At 71.1% G+C, this 18,183-nt stretch carries 18 protein-coding genes; 7 read left to right on the forward strand and 11 right to left on the reverse strand.

What is annotated here, in order from left to right; translation table 11 throughout:
* Window positions 1-25: 25 nt before the first annotated feature.
* From BJ979_RS08730 to moaA, 4 genes are all read right to left on the reverse strand, one after another.
* A complete protein-coding gene (locus tag BJ979_RS08730; protein ID WP_179567101.1) occupies window positions 26-1,075 on the reverse strand; it encodes an NAD-dependent epimerase/dehydratase family protein in 1,050 nt (349 codons plus the stop codon).
* Entirely contained in the window at window positions 1,075-1,908 is an 834-nt protein-coding gene (locus BJ979_RS08735) for an MTAP family purine nucleoside phosphorylase (protein WP_179567103.1), read from the reverse strand. Before BJ979_RS08735 ends, BJ979_RS08730 begins: the two co-directional genes overlap by 1 nt.
* Window positions 1,909-1,975: 67 nt before the next feature.
* Window positions 1,976-2,224: a MoaD/ThiS family protein gene (locus tag BJ979_RS08740; RefSeq protein ID WP_179567105.1), complete on the reverse strand. Its 249-nt coding sequence runs from the start codon at window positions 2,222-2,224 to the stop codon at window positions 1,976-1,978.
* Window positions 2,217-3,296, reverse strand: a complete 1,080-nt coding sequence (moaA, locus tag BJ979_RS08745) for a GTP 3',8-cyclase MoaA (protein WP_179567107.1) — start codon at window positions 3,294-3,296, stop codon at window positions 2,217-2,219. The genes BJ979_RS08740 and moaA overlap by 8 nt, the downstream gene beginning before the upstream one ends.
* A 160-nt stretch (window positions 3,297-3,456) precedes the next feature.
* Between moaA and BJ979_RS08750 the strand changes: the two genes are divergently transcribed.
* From BJ979_RS08750 to BJ979_RS08760, 3 genes are all read left to right on the forward strand, one after another.
* Window positions 3,457-4,152, forward strand: coding sequence for a hypothetical protein (locus BJ979_RS08750; RefSeq protein ID WP_179567109.1), 696 nt, complete (start codon window positions 3,457-3,459; stop codon window positions 4,150-4,152).
* A gap of 92 nt (window positions 4,153-4,244) precedes the next feature.
* Window positions 4,245-5,042, forward strand: a complete 798-nt coding sequence (locus tag BJ979_RS08755) for a polyprenol monophosphomannose synthase (RefSeq protein ID WP_179567111.1) — start codon at window positions 4,245-4,247, stop codon at window positions 5,040-5,042.
* Between the two features lie 41 nt (window positions 5,043-5,083).
* Window positions 5,084-6,304 (forward strand): aminotransferase class I/II-fold pyridoxal phosphate-dependent enzyme, encoded by a 1,221-nt coding sequence (locus BJ979_RS08760; RefSeq protein WP_343046779.1) that lies wholly within the window; start codon window positions 5,084-5,086, stop codon window positions 6,302-6,304.
* A 124-nt stretch (window positions 6,305-6,428) separates the two neighbouring features.
* Here BJ979_RS08760 and pstB read toward each other — a convergent pair whose 3' ends face one another.
* The 7 genes from pstB to BJ979_RS08795 all read right to left on the reverse strand — a co-directional run bounded on the left by pstB (window position 6,429) and on the right by BJ979_RS08795 (window position 14,726).
* Entirely contained in the window at window positions 6,429-7,208 is a 780-nt protein-coding gene (gene pstB / locus BJ979_RS08765) for a phosphate ABC transporter ATP-binding protein PstB (RefSeq protein ID WP_179567113.1), read from the reverse strand.
* Window positions 7,209-7,239: 31 nt separating this feature from the next.
* The gene (gene pstA, locus BJ979_RS08770; protein WP_179567115.1) at window positions 7,240-8,361 is read right to left on the reverse strand and encodes a phosphate ABC transporter permease PstA; all 1,122 of its coding nucleotides are present in this window, start codon (window positions 8,359-8,361) and stop codon (window positions 7,240-7,242) included.
* Complete coding sequence (gene pstC / locus BJ979_RS08775) at window positions 8,358-9,419, reverse strand: phosphate ABC transporter permease subunit PstC (protein ID WP_179567117.1); 1,062 nt, start codon at window positions 9,417-9,419, stop codon at window positions 8,358-8,360. Before pstC ends, pstA begins: the two co-directional genes overlap by 4 nt.
* A 49-nt stretch (window positions 9,420-9,468) precedes the next feature.
* Window positions 9,469-10,590: a phosphate ABC transporter substrate-binding protein PstS gene (locus BJ979_RS08780; RefSeq protein WP_179567119.1), complete on the reverse strand. Its 1,122-nt coding sequence runs from the start codon at window positions 10,588-10,590 to the stop codon at window positions 9,469-9,471.
* 250 nt (window positions 10,591-10,840) lie between these two features.
* A complete protein-coding gene (locus BJ979_RS08785; RefSeq protein WP_179567121.1) occupies window positions 10,841-11,785 on the reverse strand; it encodes an NUDIX hydrolase in 945 nt (314 codons plus the stop codon).
* Window positions 11,782-13,953, reverse strand: coding sequence for an RNA degradosome polyphosphate kinase (locus BJ979_RS08790; protein WP_179567123.1), 2,172 nt, complete (start codon window positions 13,951-13,953; stop codon window positions 11,782-11,784). The genes BJ979_RS08785 and BJ979_RS08790 overlap by 4 nt, the downstream gene beginning before the upstream one ends.
* 44 nt (window positions 13,954-13,997) lie before the next feature.
* Window positions 13,998-14,726 carry a response regulator transcription factor gene (locus BJ979_RS08795; RefSeq protein ID WP_179567124.1) on the reverse strand — a complete coding sequence of 243 codons (729 nt, stop codon included), beginning with the start codon at window positions 14,724-14,726 and terminating at the stop codon, window positions 13,998-14,000.
* Between the two features lie 54 nt (window positions 14,727-14,780).
* Here BJ979_RS08795 and BJ979_RS08800 point away from each other — a divergent pair, with 54 nt between their 5' ends.
* The 4 genes from BJ979_RS08800 to BJ979_RS08815 all read left to right on the forward strand — a co-directional run bounded on the left by BJ979_RS08800 (window position 14,781) and on the right by BJ979_RS08815 (window position 18,169).
* Window positions 14,781-15,059: a hypothetical protein gene (locus BJ979_RS08800; protein ID WP_179567125.1), complete on the forward strand. Its 279-nt coding sequence runs from the start codon at window positions 14,781-14,783 to the stop codon at window positions 15,057-15,059.
* A 188-nt stretch (window positions 15,060-15,247) separates the two neighbouring features.
* Window positions 15,248-15,856 carry a heme-binding beta-barrel domain-containing protein gene (locus BJ979_RS08805; protein WP_141162887.1) on the forward strand — a complete coding sequence of 203 codons (609 nt, stop codon included), beginning with the start codon at window positions 15,248-15,250 and terminating at the stop codon, window positions 15,854-15,856.
* A complete protein-coding gene (gene ygfZ / locus BJ979_RS08810; RefSeq protein ID WP_179567126.1) occupies window positions 15,849-16,928 on the forward strand; it encodes a CAF17-like 4Fe-4S cluster assembly/insertion protein YgfZ in 1,080 nt (359 codons plus the stop codon). The genes BJ979_RS08805 and ygfZ overlap by 8 nt, the downstream gene beginning before the upstream one ends.
* 83 nt (window positions 16,929-17,011) lie before the next feature.
* On the forward strand, window positions 17,012-18,169 hold the full coding sequence (locus BJ979_RS08815; protein ID WP_179567127.1) for an FUSC family protein: 1,158 nt from the start codon (window positions 17,012-17,014) through the stop codon (window positions 18,167-18,169).
* The last annotated feature ends 14 nt before the right edge of the window (window positions 18,170-18,183 follow it).

The raw sequence follows: 18,183 nt of genomic DNA on the forward strand, positions 1-18,183 counted from the left end.
CGCCCGGATCAGGGCTCGATCACCGTCACTCGCCGCGCAACGGCGCCATCGCGAACTCGCGCATGCCCTCGTCGAGGTCGCGCCGGGCACGCCAGCCGAGCTCGCGGGCGGCGCGCTCGGACGACGCGGTGACGTGCCGCACGTCGCCGAGGCGGAACTCCCCGGTCACGATCGGGGCGTCGCCGCCGGCGTGACGCGCGAGCGCCTGGGCCATCTCGAGGATCGTCGTGACCCGGCCGCTCCCGACGTTGAAGGCCCGCACGGCGGTCGGCTGCTGCGCCTCGGTCCAGTCGAGTGCGGCGAGGTTCGCGTCGGCGACGTCGGCGACGTGGACGAAGTCGCGACGCTGCCCGCCGTCTTCGAACACGCGCGGGGTCTCGCCGCGCGCGATCGCCGAGCGGAAGAGCGAGGCGACGCCGGCGTAGGGGGTGTTCTTCGGCATCCGCGGCCCGTAGACGTTGTGATACCGCAGGGCGGCGACCCGTCCGCCGGTCTCGCGCGCCCAGGCGGCGCTGAGGTGCTCCTGGGCGAGCTTCGTGGCGGCGTAGACGTTGCGGGGGTCGAGAGCCGCGTCCTCGTCGAGCAGCTCCGGGGCGAGCACCTCTCCGGTCTCGGGGTGGCGGGGGTCGAACTGGCCGGCCTCGAGGTCGGCGACCCGGCGCGGCGCCGGCCGCACGATGCCGGTCGACCCGGAATAGGCCCCTTCGCCGTAGACGACCATCGACGAGGCGAGCACCAGGCGGCCGACCCCGGCACGCGCGAGCGCGGCGAGCAGCTCGGCGGTCGCCAGATCGTTCGAGCCCACGTAGTCGGGCGCGTCGCCGATCTCCTTGCCGAGCCCGACCTTCGCCGCCTGATGGCAGACCGCGTCGATTCCGCGCAGGGCGCGATCGAGGGTGCTCGCATCCCCGACGTCGCCGACGATCAGCTCGACGCCGTCCGGCACCGCGGCCGGCCCCTGATGCACGTCGCTGCGCAGCGAATCGAGCACCCGCACCTCGATACCGCGGTCGAGAGCGGCCGCGACGATGTGCGAGCCGATGAACCCGGCTCCGCCGGTGATGAGTAGGCGCATCAGGCCGCCTCGCCGCCGGTCGCGCTCGCGACCGGACGCTCGAGCACCCGCCGAACGGAGTCGGCGGCGATGAGCTCACGCGGGGCGAAGTCGCCGGGCACGCCGGCGACGACCCCGGCGATGATCTCGCGGATGCGGGGCAGCGCCTCGCTCAGACGCCGGAACACCAGCTCGGCGCTGACCGCATCCGGGTCGTCGGCCGAGTCGCCCGCGTCCGTGTCGGTGACGATCGCGAGCGTGACCGCTCCGATCCCCAACTCGGCCGCCAGCGCGACCTCGGGCGCAAGCGTCATGTTCAGCAGGTCGACGCCGTCGCCGCGGTACCGCGTCGACTCGGCGCGCGTCGAGAAGCGCGGGCCGGGGATGACCCCGATCGTCGCCGTCGGCCGGGCCTCCGGTGCGACCTCGAGCATGATCCGCCGCAGCACCGGATCGAAGGGGTCGGAGAACGGCAGGTGCTGCACGTCGCCCTGGTCATAGAACGTGCCGGCGCGGCCGTGCGTGTAATCGACGATCTGGTCGAGCACGGCGAGGGCGCGAGGCGGGTACTCGGCACGGATGGAGCCGACGGCGGCCGTCGAGACCAGCGCGGTGACGCCGAGCGACGCGAGCGCCCAGATGTTCGCCCGCGCGTTGATCAGGTGCGGGGCCACCGAGTGGCCGGCGCCGTGTCGCGGCAGGAACGCGACGGTGCGACCCGCGAACTCCCCGATCGACACCGGTGACGACGGCCGCCCGTAGGGGGTGTCGACCTCGCGCAGCTCGGCGCCCTCGTCGAGGAGGTCGTAGAGGCCGGAGCCGCCGATGATGCCGATCGTCGCTGCTGCGCTCATGACTCGATTGTGGGGCACGTTGGCGCGCCCCGCTGTCTCAGCCACCGCTGTGTCAGCCGCGGGCGTCTCAGCCGCCGGCGAAGGGCGGCAGCACGTCGGCCGTCGCCCCGAGCTCGCGAGCGTCATCCCGGCTGACGACGCCGTCGATCAGCAGCGAGCCGTTCGCGAGCACGCGCTCCATCGCGGCGCCGTGACGCCGTTCCAGCTCCCGACGCAGCTCGCCCGCCGTCGTCACCCCGGCGATGGTCTCGTCGCGACGGCCTGCTGCCTCCGCCGCGGCAGCGAAGAAGCGCACCCGCACCCCGGGCTCAGCCACCGATCGCGCCCATGCTCGTCAGCGGACGCACGAAGTCGGCGCGATCCATTCCGTGGCCCGGCTGCTTCACCCACATCGCGGCGCGCCAGCGGTCGGCGATCGCCTCGTCGTCGGCGCCCTCGCGCAGCAGCTCGCGCAGGTCGGTCTCGTCGTCACCGAACAGGCACGAGCGAACCGAGCCCTCCGCGGTCACCCGTGTGCGGTCGCAATCGGCGCAGAACGGGCGCGTGACCGAGGCGATGATGCCGACGGTCGCGGGGGCGCCATCCACCTCGTAGCCGCGCACGGCCCACTCCTCGGCGGGTGCGGACGGGTCGTGTCGACCGACCGGCACCAGATCGAACCGACGGCCGAGCACCTCGAGGAGGTCCTGCGCGCTCACGAGCTCGTCGCGGCTCCAGGTGCCGTCGGCGTCGAGCGGCATCTGCTCGATGAAGCGCAGCCTCGATCCGGTCGAGAGCGCCCAGGCGAGCAGATCGCCCGCCCCGGCGAGGGTGTCGCGCAGCAGCACGGCGTTGATCTTCAGCGGGGTGAGTCCCGCCTCGTGCGCGGCGCGGATGCCGGCGAGAACGGCGGGCAGCCGGTCGCGTCGTGTCAGGCGGGCGAAGTGCTCGCGATCGATCGTGTCGAGCGAGATGTTGATGCGGGTGAGTCCCGCGTCGCGCAGGGCGCGGACGCGCTTGTCGAGGCCGATGCCGTTGGTCGTGAGCGAGAGCGGGACGCCGTCGGCCTCGTGGGCGCTGCGCCGGATGATCTCGGCGAGATCGGCGCGCAGCAGCGGCTCGCCGCCGGTGAAGCGGATGTCGCGGATGCCCAGCTCGCGCACCCCGATGCCGACGAGCCGGGCGATCTCGGGCGGGGTCAGCAGCCGCTCACGCGGGATCGCGGGGAGCCCCTCAGCCGGCATGCAGTAGACGCAGCGCAGCGAGCACTTCTCCGTCAGTGAGATGCGCAGATCGCGGGCCACGCGGCCGAAGCTGTCGACCAGGTCCGGCGTCGCGGGCCGTTCGTCGCCGGCGGCGGGGGAGCCCGCGCGGCGCACCCGCGGCATCCCCAGTGTCAGAGCGACCATGTGCCCACCGTAGGCGGCGGGCGAACGCGATGTCGTCATCCATCGGATGCTGTGCGCCGCCTGTACGCAATGTCACGAAAAGGTCACGGACCGATCCCTTTCGATCCTGCTCCCGAACCCATGTCACCAACCGGGAAACACCGACCAAGGGAACGGATACATGCGCTCCACCTCCAAGAACTCGATCATCAAGAGCGGCCTCGGCATCATCGCCGTCGGCGCCCTCGCCTTCTCGCTCGCGGCCTGCTCGACGAGCAGCAACAGCGGCTCCTCGCCCAGCAAGGAGACCACGAAGTCGTCCGAGAGCAAGCCGGAGCCCGTCGTCTCGCTGCCCGACCTCTCCAAGGGCGTCGACACCCAGGTCACCGTCGACCAGAGCTTCGTCGATGCGCTGACCAGCCTCAGCCTGACGCCCGGCGTCGTGGGCACCGCGACCTTCACCGACGGCGTCTTCGCCTTCCCGATCACGGGCGGCAACGTCGACTACTACGACCCGGCCAAGTCGTACCGCCCCTACGTGCAGGGCGAGATCGACCACGACGGCTCGGGCATCAGCCTGACCGGCGGCGGCAAGGTCGTCGAGCTCACCGACTTCAAGATCAACCCCGGCACCTCGGAGCTGCACGGCAAGGTCACCGTCGACGGAACCGTCGCCGCGCCTGACGCCTTCCTCTTCGACCTGCACGGAGGCACCCTGAAGCCGCTGCAGATGGAGGGTGACAACGGCGTGCTCGAGGGCACGACCGTGCACATCTCGCCCGACGCCGCCGACCTGCTGAACCAGACCTTCGGCACCGACGCGGTCAAGGCGCAGATGCTCGTCGGCGTCGCCAAGATCACCGTCGCCACCAAGTAACGACAGCGGAACCGACGAACGTCGGACCGCATCCCGGTAGAGCCCGCCGTGCACCCGCACGGCGGGCTTTTCCGCATTCAGAGAGGCATCACATGTCCCGGACCCTGGTGATCGTGCCGACCTACGACGAGCGGGAGAGTCTGCCGGTCACGCTCCGGCAGCTGCTGAAGCTCGACCGCGAGTTCGACATCCTCGTCGTCGACGACGACTCGCCCGACGGCACCGGCGCACTCGCTGAGCGGCACGCGACCGACTCGTCGCGCATCCACGTGCTGCACCACGGTGCGCGGCGCGGTCTCGGTGCGGCCTACGTCGCCGGCTTCGGCTGGGGACTGGATCGCGGCTACGACCGTCTCGTCCAGATGGACGCCGACGGATCGCACCGCCCCGCCGATCTCCCGCGCCTGCTCGACGAGCTCGACGCGGGGCACGATCTCGCGGTGGGGTCCCGGTGGGTGCCGGGTGGCCGTGTCGAGAACTGGCCGCTGGCGCGCCGACTGCTGAGCCGCGCGGGGAGCGCCTATGCGCGTCTACTGCTCGGACTGCCCGTGCGCGACGTCACCGGCGGCTACCGGGCCTTCACGGCGTCGGTGCTGCACCGGGTCGAGTTGGGGTCGGTGACCAGCCGCGGCTACTGCTTCCAGATCGACCTGCTGCGCCGGGCGGTGCGCGCGCAGGCCGACATCGCCGAGGTGCCGATCGTGTTCCGCCAGCGCACCGCGGGCCGGTCGAAGATGAGCTCGTCGATCGTCGCCGAGGCACTCGTCCAGGTGACCCGGTGGGCCGTGCGCGACCGCCCTCGGCGTCGCGGGCTCGATCGCGTGTCGCGGCGTCACACCGCGACGCCGCGGAAGGCGACGGCAGGCCGCGTCCCTAGGCTGGGGGAGTGAGCCTCCCCGACGCCTCGAGCACCGCATCCGACCCCGCCTCGATCGCGGCTTCGAGCTCGGCTTCGAGCTCGGCCGAGCTGCCCTGGCAGCGCACCGCTCGGGCCGCGGGGCTGCTCGGAGCCGACGGCGTCGCCCGGCCGACGATCTTCGCCGAGATGTCGGCGCTCGCCGCCGAGCGCGACGCCCTCAACCTGGGACAGGGCTTCCCCGATGAAGACGGCCCCGCCGAGGTGCTCGAGGCGGCCCGGCAGGCGATCAGCGACGGCGTCAATCAGTACCCGCCGGGTCGCGGCATCCCGGTGCTGCGCCAGGCGATCTCCGATCACCAGAAGCGCTTCCGGGGTCTCGACTGGGATGCCGACCGCGAGGTGCTCGTCACCGCCGGCGCGACCGAGGCGCTCTCGGCGTCGCTGCTCGCCTTCGTCGACCGGGGCGACGACGTGGTCGTGATCGAGCCCTTCTACGACAGCTACGCGGCGCTGGTCGGGCTCGCCGGCGGGCGTCTCGTGCCGGTGCCGGCCCGCGCCCCCGATTTCCTGCCCGACCCCGACGAGCTGCGCGCCGCGGTGACCGATCGCACCGCCGTCATCCTCATCAACACGCCGCACAACCCGACCGGCACGATCCTGCCCGACGCGACGCTGCAGCTCATCGTCGAGCTCGCCGAGAAGCACGACGCCGTGATCGTCAGCGACGAGGTCTACGAGCACCTGGTGTTCGAGCGCCGGCACCGCAGCATCGGCGAGTTCCCCGGTGCGCGCGGGCGTGCGATCACGGTGTCGAGCGCGGCGAAGACCTTCAGCGTCACCGGCTGGAAGATCGGCTGGATCACGGCCGCGCCCGAGCTGGTGGATGCGGTGCTCGCCGTCAAGCAGTTCCTCACCTACGTGGGCGGCGCGCCGTTCCAGCCCGCGGTCGCCGTCGGTCTCGGGCTGCCGGAGGCGTACTTCCGCGGCGAGGCCGAGAAGCTGCGTGCGCGCCGCGATGAGCTGACGGCGGCGCTCGAGTCGGTCGGCTTCTCGGTCAACCGACCCGGCGGCTCGTACTTCCTCGTCGCCGACGGCGCCCCGATCGGCCTGCACGATGGCGTCGTGACCGCGCGCCGCCTCGTCGACGAAGTCGGCGTGGTCGGCATCCCGATCTCGGCCTTCACCGTGCCCGAGCACCGCGCCGACTTCGCGTCGCTGCTGCGCTTCACCTTCGCCAAGAGCGCCGCGACCGTCAGCGCGGCGTCCCGCCAGCTCGAGTCCTTCCGCCCGTAGCGCGAGCCGCGCGGCGGGGTCGCGACCGGTGGAGCGGTCCCGGCAACGCCGCAGGGCGCCGAGCCGAAGCCCGACGCCCTGCGCGAGATGCGATCCGGTCACGCGCAGCGCGACCGGCATCCGATCATCCGAACTTGCCCGAGACGTAGTCCTCGGTGGCCTGAACGTTCGGGTTCGAGAAGATCGTCGAGGTCTCGTCGTACTCGATCAGCTTGCCCGGCTTGCCGGTGCCGGCGATGTTGAAGAACGCGGTCTTGTCGCTGACGCGCGAGGCCTGCTGCATGTTGTGGGTCACGATCACGATCGTGTACTCGGTCTTGAGCTCCTCGATCAGGTCCTCGATGGCGAGGGTCGAGATCGGGTCGAGCGCCGAGCAGGGCTCGTCCATCAGCACGACGTCGGGCGACACGGCGATGGTGCGCGCGATGCAGAGACGCTGCTGCTGACCACCCGAGAGACCCGAGCCGGGCTTGTCGAGGCGGTCCTTGACTTCGTTCCAGAGGTTCGCGCCCTGCAGCGACTTCTCGACGAGGTCGTCGGCGTCGGTCTTCGAGATGCGGCGGTTGTTGAGGCGCACGCCGGCGAGCACGTTCTCGCGGATCGACATCGTGGGGAACGGGTTCGGGCGCTGGAACACCATGCCGACCTGACGGCGCACGAGCACCGGGTCGACGCCCTGACCGTAGAGATCGTTGCCGTCGATGCGCACCTCGCCCTTGACGTGGGCGCCGGGGATGACCTCGTGCATGCGGTTCAGCGTGCGCAGGAAGGTCGACTTGCCGCAGCCGGACGGGCCGATGAACGCGGTGACGGTGCGGGGCTCGATCTGCATGCTGACGCCTTCGACGGCGAGGAAGTCGCTGTAGTAGACGTTGAGATCGTTGACTTCGATGCGCTTGGACACGCTGGGCCTTCCGGGATGCGGTGGTCGGGTCTTAGCGGCCGGACTTCGGAGAGAAGACGACGGCGACGATACGGGCGATGAGGTTGAACACGACCACGAGCAGCACGAGCAGCAGCGCGGCTCCCCAGGCGGCGTCGTTCGACGCCTCGATGTCCTGGCCGGGGAACTTGATGCCCGAGTAGGCGAGCACCGGCAGGGTCTGCATGGGGCCGTTGAACGGGTTCGCGTTGAAATTGTCGGTGAAGCTCGCGGCGATGAAGATCGGCGCGGTCTCGCCGATGACGCGGGCGATGGCCAGCATGACGCCGGTGATGATGCCCGAGACGGCGGTGCGCAGCACGACCTTGATGATCGTGAGCGAGCGGTTCACGCCGAGCGCGTACGAGGCTTCGCGCAGATCCATCGGCACCAGGCGCAGCATCTCCTCGGTGGAGCGCACGACGATCGGGATCATCAGCACGCACAGGGCGACGGAGGCCGAGAAGCCCGAGAACGCCTTGGGTCCGACGATCAGCGTGAAGAGCGCGAAGGCGAACAGACCGGCGACGATCGACGGGATGCCGGTCATGACGTCGACCAGGAAGGTCACGACGCGGCGCAGCAGGTTGCTGGGCTGCGCGTACTCGACGAGGTAGATCGCGGTGAGGATGCCGATCGGAACCGAGATCAGGGTCGCGATGCCGGTGATCTCGAGGGTTCCGACGATGGCCTGCCAGGCGCCGACGCGCTGGGTGACCTCGAGCGTCTCGGGGTCGAAGCTCGATCCGCCGGTCTGGCTGATGAAGCTCCAGTTGAGCTGGCCGATGCCCTTCGAGACGACCGTCCAGAGGGTCGACACGAGCGGGATGAGCGCGAGGAGGAACGCGACCGTGACGAGTCCGCGCACGAGGCGGTCGACCGCCTTGCGGCCGTTCTCGACGAGCGCCGACGCGATCGTGATGACGATCAGGTAGAGCAGACCGGTCAGCACGAGGGTGCCGGTGACGCCGTTGGTGGGGTTGCTGTACCCGCCGAGCAGCGCGACCACGCCGGCCGACACGACGAGCGCGCCGACGGTGACCCAGACGTTGATCAGTCGGGGGAGCTGGCCGGAGGCGAGCGAGTTGGTGATGCCCGTGGCCGGGCGGTTCGGGTCGATGGCCGGGGAGGTCATGCGGTCTTCGCCTTCGGGGTGCGGGTGCGGCTCTTGCGGGTGGCGCCGGGGCCCGTGCGGGCGACGATGGCGCGGGCGATGAAGTTCACGGCGAACGACACGACGAACAGCATGAGTCCGGTTCCGGTGAGGGCGGAGCGCTGCAGGTCGGTGGCGATCGGGAAGTTGGTGGCGATGTTCGCGGCGATCGTCTGCGAGTTCTGCCCCTCGGTGACGACCGTGAGCGAGAACAGGATCGACGGCGAGATGATCAGCGCGATCGCCATCGTCTCGCCGAGCGCGCGGCCGAGGCCGAGCAGCGTGGCGCTGACCATGCCCGAGCGGGCGTAGGGGAAGACGGAGAGCTTGACCATCTCCCAGCGCGTGGCGCCGAGGGCGAGCGCGGCCTCTTCGTGCAGGCGCGGGGTCTGCAGGAAGATCTCGCGGGTGATGGAGGTGATGATCGGCAGGATCATGACCGCGAGCACGACGCCGCCCGCGAGGATCGTCGATCCACTGCGCGAGACGGTGCCGCTGAACAGCGGGATCCAGCCGAGGTAGGTGTTGAGGAACTCCTCGAGCGGGAGGAGGAAGGGGCGGATGACGATGATGCCCCAGAGGCCGAACACGACGGACGGGACCGCGGCGAGCAGGTCGACCAGGTAGCCGAGCGCTCCAGCCAGGCGGCGCGGTGCGTAGTGCGAGATGAAGAGGGCGATGCCGATCGCGACCGGGGTGCCGAGGATGAGCGCGATGAACGCGGCCCAGATCGTGCCCCAGAGCAGCGGCCCGACGTAGGCCCAGAAGCTGGTGAAGTTGGCGGTGGGGCCGTCGTTGAGCTCGGCGTTGGTCTCCCAGTTGGCGGTGATGCCGGGGAGCGAGCGGATGATCAGGAAGATCGCGACGCCCGCGAGGATGACCATGATCAGCCAGGCGGAGCCGGAGCTGAGGCCGAGGAAGACCTTGTCGCCGGCGCGGCCGGAGCCTTTGCCGGTGAGGGCCCGGCCCCCCTGGCGGGGGGCCGAGCCGGGTGCACCCTGCGGCGCGGAGGCGTTCGTGACGGTCGTGCTGTCGGTCACGGGGATGTTCTCCTGGTCTCTGCGTCTCGGGTGCGGTGATTCAGCTGAATTACTTGATGGAGCTCAGCGTCTTGTTGATCTCGTCGAGGATCGACGTCGGCAGCGGGGCCGAACCGGCGTTCTTCTCGGCGACCTTCTGGCCGAGGTCCGAGGCGACGAAGCCGAGGTAGCCCTTGACGAGCTCGGCCTGCTTGGCGTCCTTGAACGTCTTGCAGGTGATCGCGTAGGAGACCAGCGGGATCGGGTAGGCGTCAGCCGTGGTGATCTTCGCGTAGTCGATGGTCTGCGAGAGGTCGCCCTCGACGCCGTTCGACTTGAGCTCGGCGGCGGTCTCGAAGGCCTTGGAAGCGCCCTTGCCCGAGAACTCGACGAACTTGTCGCCGACGCCGATCGCGGCGGCCTTGACGTCGCCGATGGCGCTGTGGTCGGCGTAGCCGATCGAGCCGGCGGTCGCCTTGACGGTGTTCACGACACCCGAGCCACCCTGCTGCTTCGACACGTTGCCGGCGACGGGCCAGGCGTTCGACGCGTCGTAGGGCCAGTTGGCCTTCTGGGTCGCGACGAGGTAGTTGGTGAAGGTCTGGGTGGTGCCCGAGCCGTCGCCGCGGGCGACGGTGGTGATCGGGCCGGCCGCGAGGGCCTTTCCGCCGTTGTCCTTCGTGATGGCCGCGTCAGACCAGTCGGTGATCTGCAGGTTGAAGATCTTGGCGACGGTCTCGCCCGAGAGCTTCAGGCTCGAGGCGCCCTCGACGTTGTAGATCACCGCGACGCCGTCGAGGTAGATCGGCAGGTTCACGGCGCCGTCGGCGCCGCAGACGGCCTCGGCGGCCGTGGTCTGCTCGGGCTTCAGCGGCGAGTCGGAGCCCGCGAAGTCGTACGAGCCGGCGGTGAAGTTGGTGACGCCGCCGCCCGAGCCCTGCGACTTGTCGTAGTTGACGGTCAGGCCCTTGGCCTGAGCGGTGATGGCGGTGGTCCAGGCCTGCTCGGCGTTGGCCTGAGCGGAGGAGCCACCGGCGGTGATGGTGCCGGCGAGCTTCGAGTAGTCGGCCGCCTCAGCCGACTTCGAGGGGGCGGCGGACTCGTCGGAGCCACCGGACGTGGCGCAGCCTGCGAGTGCGACGGCGCCGACGAGAGCGATGGCGGCGATGCTGCCAGAGCGCGTGAGCTTCACTGTATTCCCTTCGGAATGCGGGTTGAGGACTGAGTGCAGGGCACTCGGTTGCTCACGGTAAGAAGCCGATGTGGACACATTTGGGGGCGTCGGTGAACGGGAGGTTAACGGAAGGTCAACGGGCGCCTCGGCCCTGGACAGGTCCCGTCAACCCGCTCCGACGACGGCGAAAGGCCCGCCGCCGCGGGAGCGGTGACGGGCCTTCACGAGCGGTGAACGGCTCGGGATGACCGGTTCGGACTGGCGCGGCTCAGGCTGCGGGCCCGTGCACCTCCACGGCGATGACGCCGCTCTGGGCCGGGTCGAGCGGAAGGTGCACGACGGCGTATTCGGCGGTGCCGAGGCCGGACGCGCGGCGCAGCTCGTCGGGTCGCGCGGCGCCGGCGCGACGGCCGATCTCGGCGAGGATCTCGGGCAGCACCGGACCGTGGCTGCACAGAACGGCCGTCTTGCGCTTGTCGAGCCGGCGCTGCACGACCGACCCGACGTCGTCGGTTCCGTCGGCGTAGGCGTCCTGGCTGATCTCGTCCGTCTGCGCGACGGCGCGTCCGGTGAGACGCGCGGTCGGCTCGATCGTCGCGACGCAGCGCACCGCGGTCGAGGTGATGAGCTTGCGCGGGCGGTAGGCGGCGATGCCCTGGGCGACGCTGGTCGCCTGGGCGGCGCCGCGCTCCTGCAGCGGGCGCGTCGCATCCGGCCCGCCCCACTCGCTCGGGCTCACGGCCTTGCCGTGCCGCAGGGCGATGACGGCGAAGCTGCGGGCGCGTCCCTGACTCCAGAGCTCGGCGAAGCGGTCGACGAGCTCGATGTCGTGCTCGTAGTCGAGCACCTTGCGGGCCTTGTCGATCGATACCCAGTCGAGCTCGGCGATCTCGTCGTTCGCCTGGAAGGTGGATGCGGCGATCGCATCGTCGCCCACCTCGGCGAGCCAGTAGTGCACGATCTTCGGCCGGCCGTTCGGCAGCGGGTACTCGACGACGCCGACCGGCGCGCCGAGTCCGACGAGCAGCCCGGTCTCCTCGGCGATCTCGCGCACCGCAGTCTCGGGCAGCGTCTCACCCGGATCGAGCTTGCCCTTCGGCAGCGAGACGTCCTTGTGCTGGGTCCTGTGCACGACGAGCACGCGCGGCTCGCCGTTCTTCTCGCGCCAGACGACCGCTCCGGCCGCCAGGACGGGCGGGGGAGCGACCGTCACCGGCTGCTGCGCTTCCGCGCGGCGATCTCGGTCATCAGCTTCGACTGCAGATCGACCAGCGGGGTGCCGTCGGCGGCGCGGCTGTGCCGCTCCCAGCCGCCCTCGGGCCCGAGCCACCACGTGCTCGTCTCGTCGCTCATGGCCTCCTCGAAGAGGGTCTCGAGCTCCTCGATGTGAGCCGGCGAGGTGAGACGCACGAGCGCCTCGACGCGACGGTCGAGGTTGCGGTGCATCATGTCGGCGCTGCCGATGAAGAGCTGGCGGTCGCCGTCGTTCGCGAAGCTGAAGATGCGCGAGTGCTCGAGGTACCGGCCGAGGATCGAGCGCACGCGGATGTTCTCGCTCAGGCCCGGCACGCCGGGCTTCAGCGAGCAGATGCCGCGCACCCACACATCCACCGGCACGCCGGCCTGGCTGGCGCGGTAGAGCGCGTCGATGATGGCCTCGTCGACCATCGAGTTGACCTTGATGCGGATGCCGGCGGACTTGCCGGCGCGGGCGTTCGCGGCCTCGGCGTCGATGCGCTTGAGCAGCCCCTTGCGCAGGTGCATGGGGGCGACCAGCAGGCGACGGAACTTCTTCTCGATCGCGTAGCCCGAGAGCTCGTTGAACAGGCGCGTGATGTCCTTGCCGACGGTGTCGTCGGTCGTCAGCAGGCCGAGGTCCTCGTAGATGCGCGAGGTCTTCGGGTTGTAGTTGCCGGTGCCGATGTGGCTGTAGTGGCGCAGCCCGCCGCGCTCCTGGCGGATGACGAGGGCGAGCTTCGAGTGCGTCTTCAGCCCGACCAGGCCGTAGACGACGTGCACGCCGGCCTTCTCGAGCTTGCGCGCCCATCCGATGTTCGCCTGCTCGTCGAAGCGGGCCTTGATCTCGACCAGCGCGAGCACGGCTTTGCCGGCCTCGGCGGCGTCGATGAGCGCCTCGACGATGGGGCTGTCGCCGCTCGTGCGGTAGAGCGTCTGCTTGATGGCGAGCACGTTCGGGTCGGCGGCGGCCTGCTCGAGGAAGGCCTGCACGCTCGTCGAGAACGACTCGTAGGGGTGGTGCAGCAGGATGTCGCCGCGGCGCATCGAGGCGAAGATGTCGGGCTTGTCGGTCGGCTCGCTCGGCAGCAGCGCGGCGGCGGTCGTCGGCACCTGCTTCGGGTACTTCAGGTCGGGGCGAGCGATCTTCTGCAGCTCGAAGAGGCCGCCGAGGTCGAGCGGCGCGGGCAGGCGGTAGACCTCCTGCTCGGTGATGTCGAGCTCCGACATGAGCAGCGACAGGGTCACGTCGTCCATGTCGTCGGTGACCTCGAGGCGGATGGGCGGGCCGAAGCGACGACGCAGCAGCTCCTTCTCGAGCGCCTGGATGATCGACTCGGTCTCGTCCTCCTCGATCTGCACGTCCTCGTTGCGCGTGACGCGGAACTCGTGGTGCTCGAGGATCTCCATGCCCGGGAACAGGTGGTCCAGGTGGTTGGAGATGAGGTCTTCGAGGGGGATGTAGCGCAGGCGGCCGCTCTCGTCGTCGGGCAGCTGCACGAAGCGCGGCAGGTTCGGCGGCACCTTGACGCGGGCGAACTCGATGCGCGAGGTCTTCGGGTTGCGCACGCGCACCGACAGGTTGAGCGAGAGCCCCGAGATGTAGGGGAAGGGGTGGGCCGGGTCGACCGCGAGCGGCATGAGCACCGGGAAGATCTGGGCCGCGAAGAGCTCGTCGACGCGGATGCGGTCGGCCTCGTCGAGGTCGTTCCAGTTCTCGACGTGGATGCCGGCGTCGTCGAGCGCGGGCTTGACCGACTCGCGGAAGGTGCGGGCGTGGCGCTCCTGCAGCTCGTGTGCGAGGCGGCCGATGTCGGCGAGCACGTCGGAGGGGGAGCGGCCGACGTTGGTGGGCACGGCGAGGCCGGTGGCGATGCGGCGCTTCAGGCCGGCGACGCGCACCATGAAGAACTCGTCGAGGTTCGAGGCGAAGATCGCGAGGAAGTTGGCGCGCTCGAGCAGCGGCAGCGTGTCGTCTTCGGCGAGCTCGAGCACGCGCTGGTTGAAGGCGAGCCAGCTCAGCTCCCGGTCGAGGAAGCGGTCACCGGGCAGGGTGCCGTCGTCGATGATCTCGGGCTCGGGCTCATAGTCGTCGAGGAGGTCCGCCGCGACCGTGGCGTCGCCGTAGGGGCTGTCGCTGTCCATGGGGCAATCCTGCCACCGGGCCGCGTTAACGGGAGGTGAACCGGTCAGACGCCGTTCGCGGCGGGGGAGCTCTCGTCGGTGTCGACGCCGGCGCGCGCGGCGGCGGCGGCGGCGTCGTCCTCGTCGAAGTTGAAGCGGTAGCCGACGTTGCGCACGGTGCCGATGAGCGAGTCGAGGTCGCCGAGCTTCGCGCGCAGGCGCCGCACGTGCACGTCGACCGTGCGCGTTCCGCCGAAGTAGTCGTAACCCCAGACCTCGCTGAGCAGCTGCTCGCGGGTGAAGACGCGCGAGGGGTGCGTCGCGAGGAAGCGCAGCAGCTCGAACTCCTTGAAGGTGAGGTCGAGTGGTTTGCCGTGCACCTTCGCCGAGTAGCTGGCCTCGTCGATCACGACGCCCGAGGCGTGGATCTTCGAGCCGGTCGACTCCTGTGCGGCGCGGCCGATGGCGAGGCGGATGCGCGCATCCACCTCGGCCGGCCCGGCGTCGGCGAGCACGACGTCGTCGACGCCCCAGTCGACCGAGACCGCGGTCAGGCCGCCTTCGGTCAGCACGAGGATCACGGGCGCCCCGGCTCCGGCCTGGTCGAGCACCTTGCACAGCGCCTTGGCCGCGGCGAGGTCGCGACGCGCGTCGACGAACAGCACCTCGGCATCGGGAGCCGTCACGAGCGCGGCGGGGTCGGCGGGGATCTGCCGCACGCGGTGCGACAGCAGCCCGAGTGCGGGCAGGACATCGCCGTCGATGGTCGGGGTCAGGATCAACAGCTGCGCCACGCGTCCTCCGGGTTCCGCCAGGGTGCCGATTCTATTGCCCCCTACGATGGCCTCATGTCCCGCGTCCTCGTCAGCGCCGTGCCCGTCTGGGTCGTCGCGCTCGGCGCGGGCCTCGCGGTCGCCCTCGTCTCGGGGGCCGCGTGGCTCACCTGGATCCCCGTCGTCGCGGCCCTCAGCCTGCTGGTCGCCTTCGCGATCCAGCTCGCAGTGGGGCGTCGCGAGGGGCTCGTCACCCGGCTCGGCGTGAGCGTCGTCGGCGTGTTGATCGTGCTGGTCGCGATCAGCGGGGCGCTCGCGATCGTGCATCCCGTCTCGCTGACCTTCTCGGTCTGAGTGCGGCGGCCGTCGATCCCGGCGACGCACCGCCCGCACGGCTCGGCGCGGGTGCGGGCACCCGGTTAGACTGACCGCATGCTGGCTCTCGAACTCTTCTACATCGGGCTTCTGGCGCTGGCCACCCTCGGCATCGGATTCACCGCCGTGACCGTGCTCTACAACCTCTTCCGCGGCCAGCGCTGAGCGTGTTCGACATCGACGCCGGCGTCCCCGCCGAGCTCGGCCCTCTCTCGTGGCTGCTCGGCGTCTGGGAGGGCACCGGGGTCATCGCCTACAAGGTGGGCGACGAGGTGCGCGAGCACGAGTTCGGCCAGCGGGTGGCCTTCACGCACGACGGCCTGCCGGTTCTGAACTACTCCTCCTACGTGTGGCTTCCTGGCGAGGGTGAGGATGCGGCGCCGCAGCCGCTCTACACCGAGTCGGGCTACTGGCGTCTCGCGCGCGACCGCACCGACGGGGACGTCGGGCCGGGCATGCTGCCGGGCATCGGCGAGCGGCCGTTCACGTCGGCCGAGTCGGTCGAGACGCTGCGCAACGCACAGGGGTCGTTCGACATCGAGGTCTCGCTCGTGCAGCCCGGTGGGGTGAGCGAGGTCTACCTCGGCACCATCGCGGGGCCGCGCATCGACCTGGCGACGGATGCGGTCATGCGCACCTCCGGTGCCAAGGACTACGCCGCCGCGACGCGCCTCTACGGTCTCGTCGACGGGCACTTGCTCTGGGCCTGGGACATCGCGGCGCTCGGCCAGGATCTGCGCACCCACGCCTCGGGACGGCTGGCGCGCGTTGACTGACGTCGACCCCTTCGCCGCGCGACCCGGCGCCGTCGGCGCCCCGCCGCAGCACTATGGCAACCCCATCGCCGAGCAGCGCCCGCTGCGCGCCGGCGACGCGATCGTCGACCTCTCCGACCGCGCGGTGCTGACGATCACGGGTCCCGACCGTCTGTCGTGGCTCGACTCCCTGACCTCGCAGAGCCTGAAGGCGCTCGCGCCGGGGGAGTCCACCGAGACGCTGCTGCTCGACCCGAGCGGACGCGTCGAGCACGCCGCCCGTGTGGTCGACGACGGCGAGACCGTCTGGCTGCTGCTCGACACCCGCGAGTCGGGTGCCGCGCTCGCGGCGTTCCTCGACCGGATGCGCTTCATGCTGCGGGTCGAGGTCGCCGACCGCTCCGACGACTTCGCGACGCTCGGCGGCTTCGGCGCCGACCCGCTGCGCGGCCTCGGCTCCCCGGTCGCGGTGTGGCGCGACCCCTGGGCCGAGATCACCCGGGGCGGGCACCAGTACGCGCAGGGCGCGCATCCCGCATCCGGCTGGGACTACAGCGAGACCGTGATCCCGCGCGCCGCGCTCGCCGAGCTGGACGAGCTGCCCGCCGCCGGCACGCTCGCGCTCGAGGCGCTGCGCATCGAGGTCTGGCGGCCGCGTGCGGCGACCGAGCTCGACGCGACGACCCTGCCGCACGAGCTCGACTGGCTGCGCAGCGCCGTGCACCTCACGAAGGGCTGCTACCGCGGTCAGGAGACGGTCGCCAAGGTGCACAACCTCGGTCACCCGCCGCGTCGCCTGGTGCTGCTGCACCTCGATGGCTCGCAGAACGTGGTCGTCACCCCCGGCGACGAGGTGCGCGCGGTGGTGCGCGACGCCGAGACGGTCGTCGGCCGTGTCACCGCGTCCGCCCAGCACCACGAGCTCGGGCCGATCGCACTCGCCGTGCTCAAGCGCTCCGCTCCGGAGGGGGACGTGGTCGTGCTCGCCGAGGACGGCGAGGTCGCCGCCGCGCAGGAGGTCATCGTGCCCGTCGACGCCGGCGCTGTCGCCGACGTGCCCCGGCTGCCTCGTCTCGGCGCGGTGCGCCGCTAGGCCGCGGCCCGGCGATCCCGACCCGCAGCGACCGACGGCGCAGCACGGTGTCACCAGCGACAGCACCGGATGACGGATCCGCGGTGGCGACGGCCCGATCCCGCGCGACCGCCGCGATCGAGCGCCGCCTGCGCCGCCGCCTCGACGTGCTCGCGGTCGGGCGGCGCGTCACCGACTCGGCGCCCGCGATCCTGCAGATCGTCGCCGCCGTCACCGCCGCCTACGCGATCGCGCACTTCGCGATCGGCCACGTGACGCCGCTGCTCTCGGTCACCTTCACGCTGAGCGCACTCGGGCTCGCGCGTGACGCCCGGCCGCGCCTGCTCGTCGAGACGATCGTCGGCATGCTCATCGGCATCGCGCTCGCCGATCTGCTCGTGCTGATCGCGGGGCGCGGGCTCTGGCAGCTGGTGGTCGTGCTCACGGTGACGCTGTTCGTGGCGCGCGCCGCGTCGCCCTCGCCGGGGTTCGCGATCGCCGCCGCCATCCAATCGGCCCTCGTCATGCTGCTGCCCGCCCCGGTCGGCGGGCCCTTCACCCGCACGCTCGACGCGCTGATCGGCGCCGCGATGGCGCTGCTCGTGACCGCGCTCGTGCCCCGTGACCCGCGTGGTGCGGCCCGCCGCGAGGGGCGGGTGCTCTACGCCGTGCTCAGCGAGTCGAGCGGATCGATCGCGGGCTCGCTCGCCGAGGGCGACGCGGCGGCGGCGTCGCTGGCGCTGACGCGGCTGCGCCGCACCCAGCCGATGGTGGATGCGTGGGCGAGCTCGCTCGAGAGCGCGATCGCGGTCGCGCGCATCGCCCCGCTGCTGCGCCGGCACCTGCCCGAGCTGCGTCGGCAGCAGACCGCGCATCGCACCGCCGACCTCGCCGCCCGTCACCTGCGGGTGATCGCCCGCCGCACCGAGTATCTGAGTCGTGACGGAGTCGCCCGCCCGGAGCTCGCGGAGCTCGTCGCCGAGGTGCAGTCGGTTCTCGGCGATCTGGGTCGCGGCCTCGACCCGCGCGCCGGCGGAACGGCCGGCGGAACGGCCGGCGGAACCGCGGGCGCTCCCGACCTCGACGCGACCCGGAACCGCCTCGCGACTCTCGCCGGCCGACTGGACCCGGCCGTCGTGTCGACGAATGCGACGGCGCCGGAGGCGACCATCGTCATCCTGCTGCGGCCGCTCGTCGTCGATCTGCTCACCGGGGCCGGGACCTCGGCGGATGACGCGCGCGCCCTGCTGCCGGAGATCTGAGCTCGCCTGTCGTT

The sequence above is a fragment of the Schumannella luteola genome, from assembly GCF_013408685.1.
GTDB lineage: Bacteria > Actinomycetota > Actinomycetes > Actinomycetales > Microbacteriaceae > Schumannella > Schumannella luteola.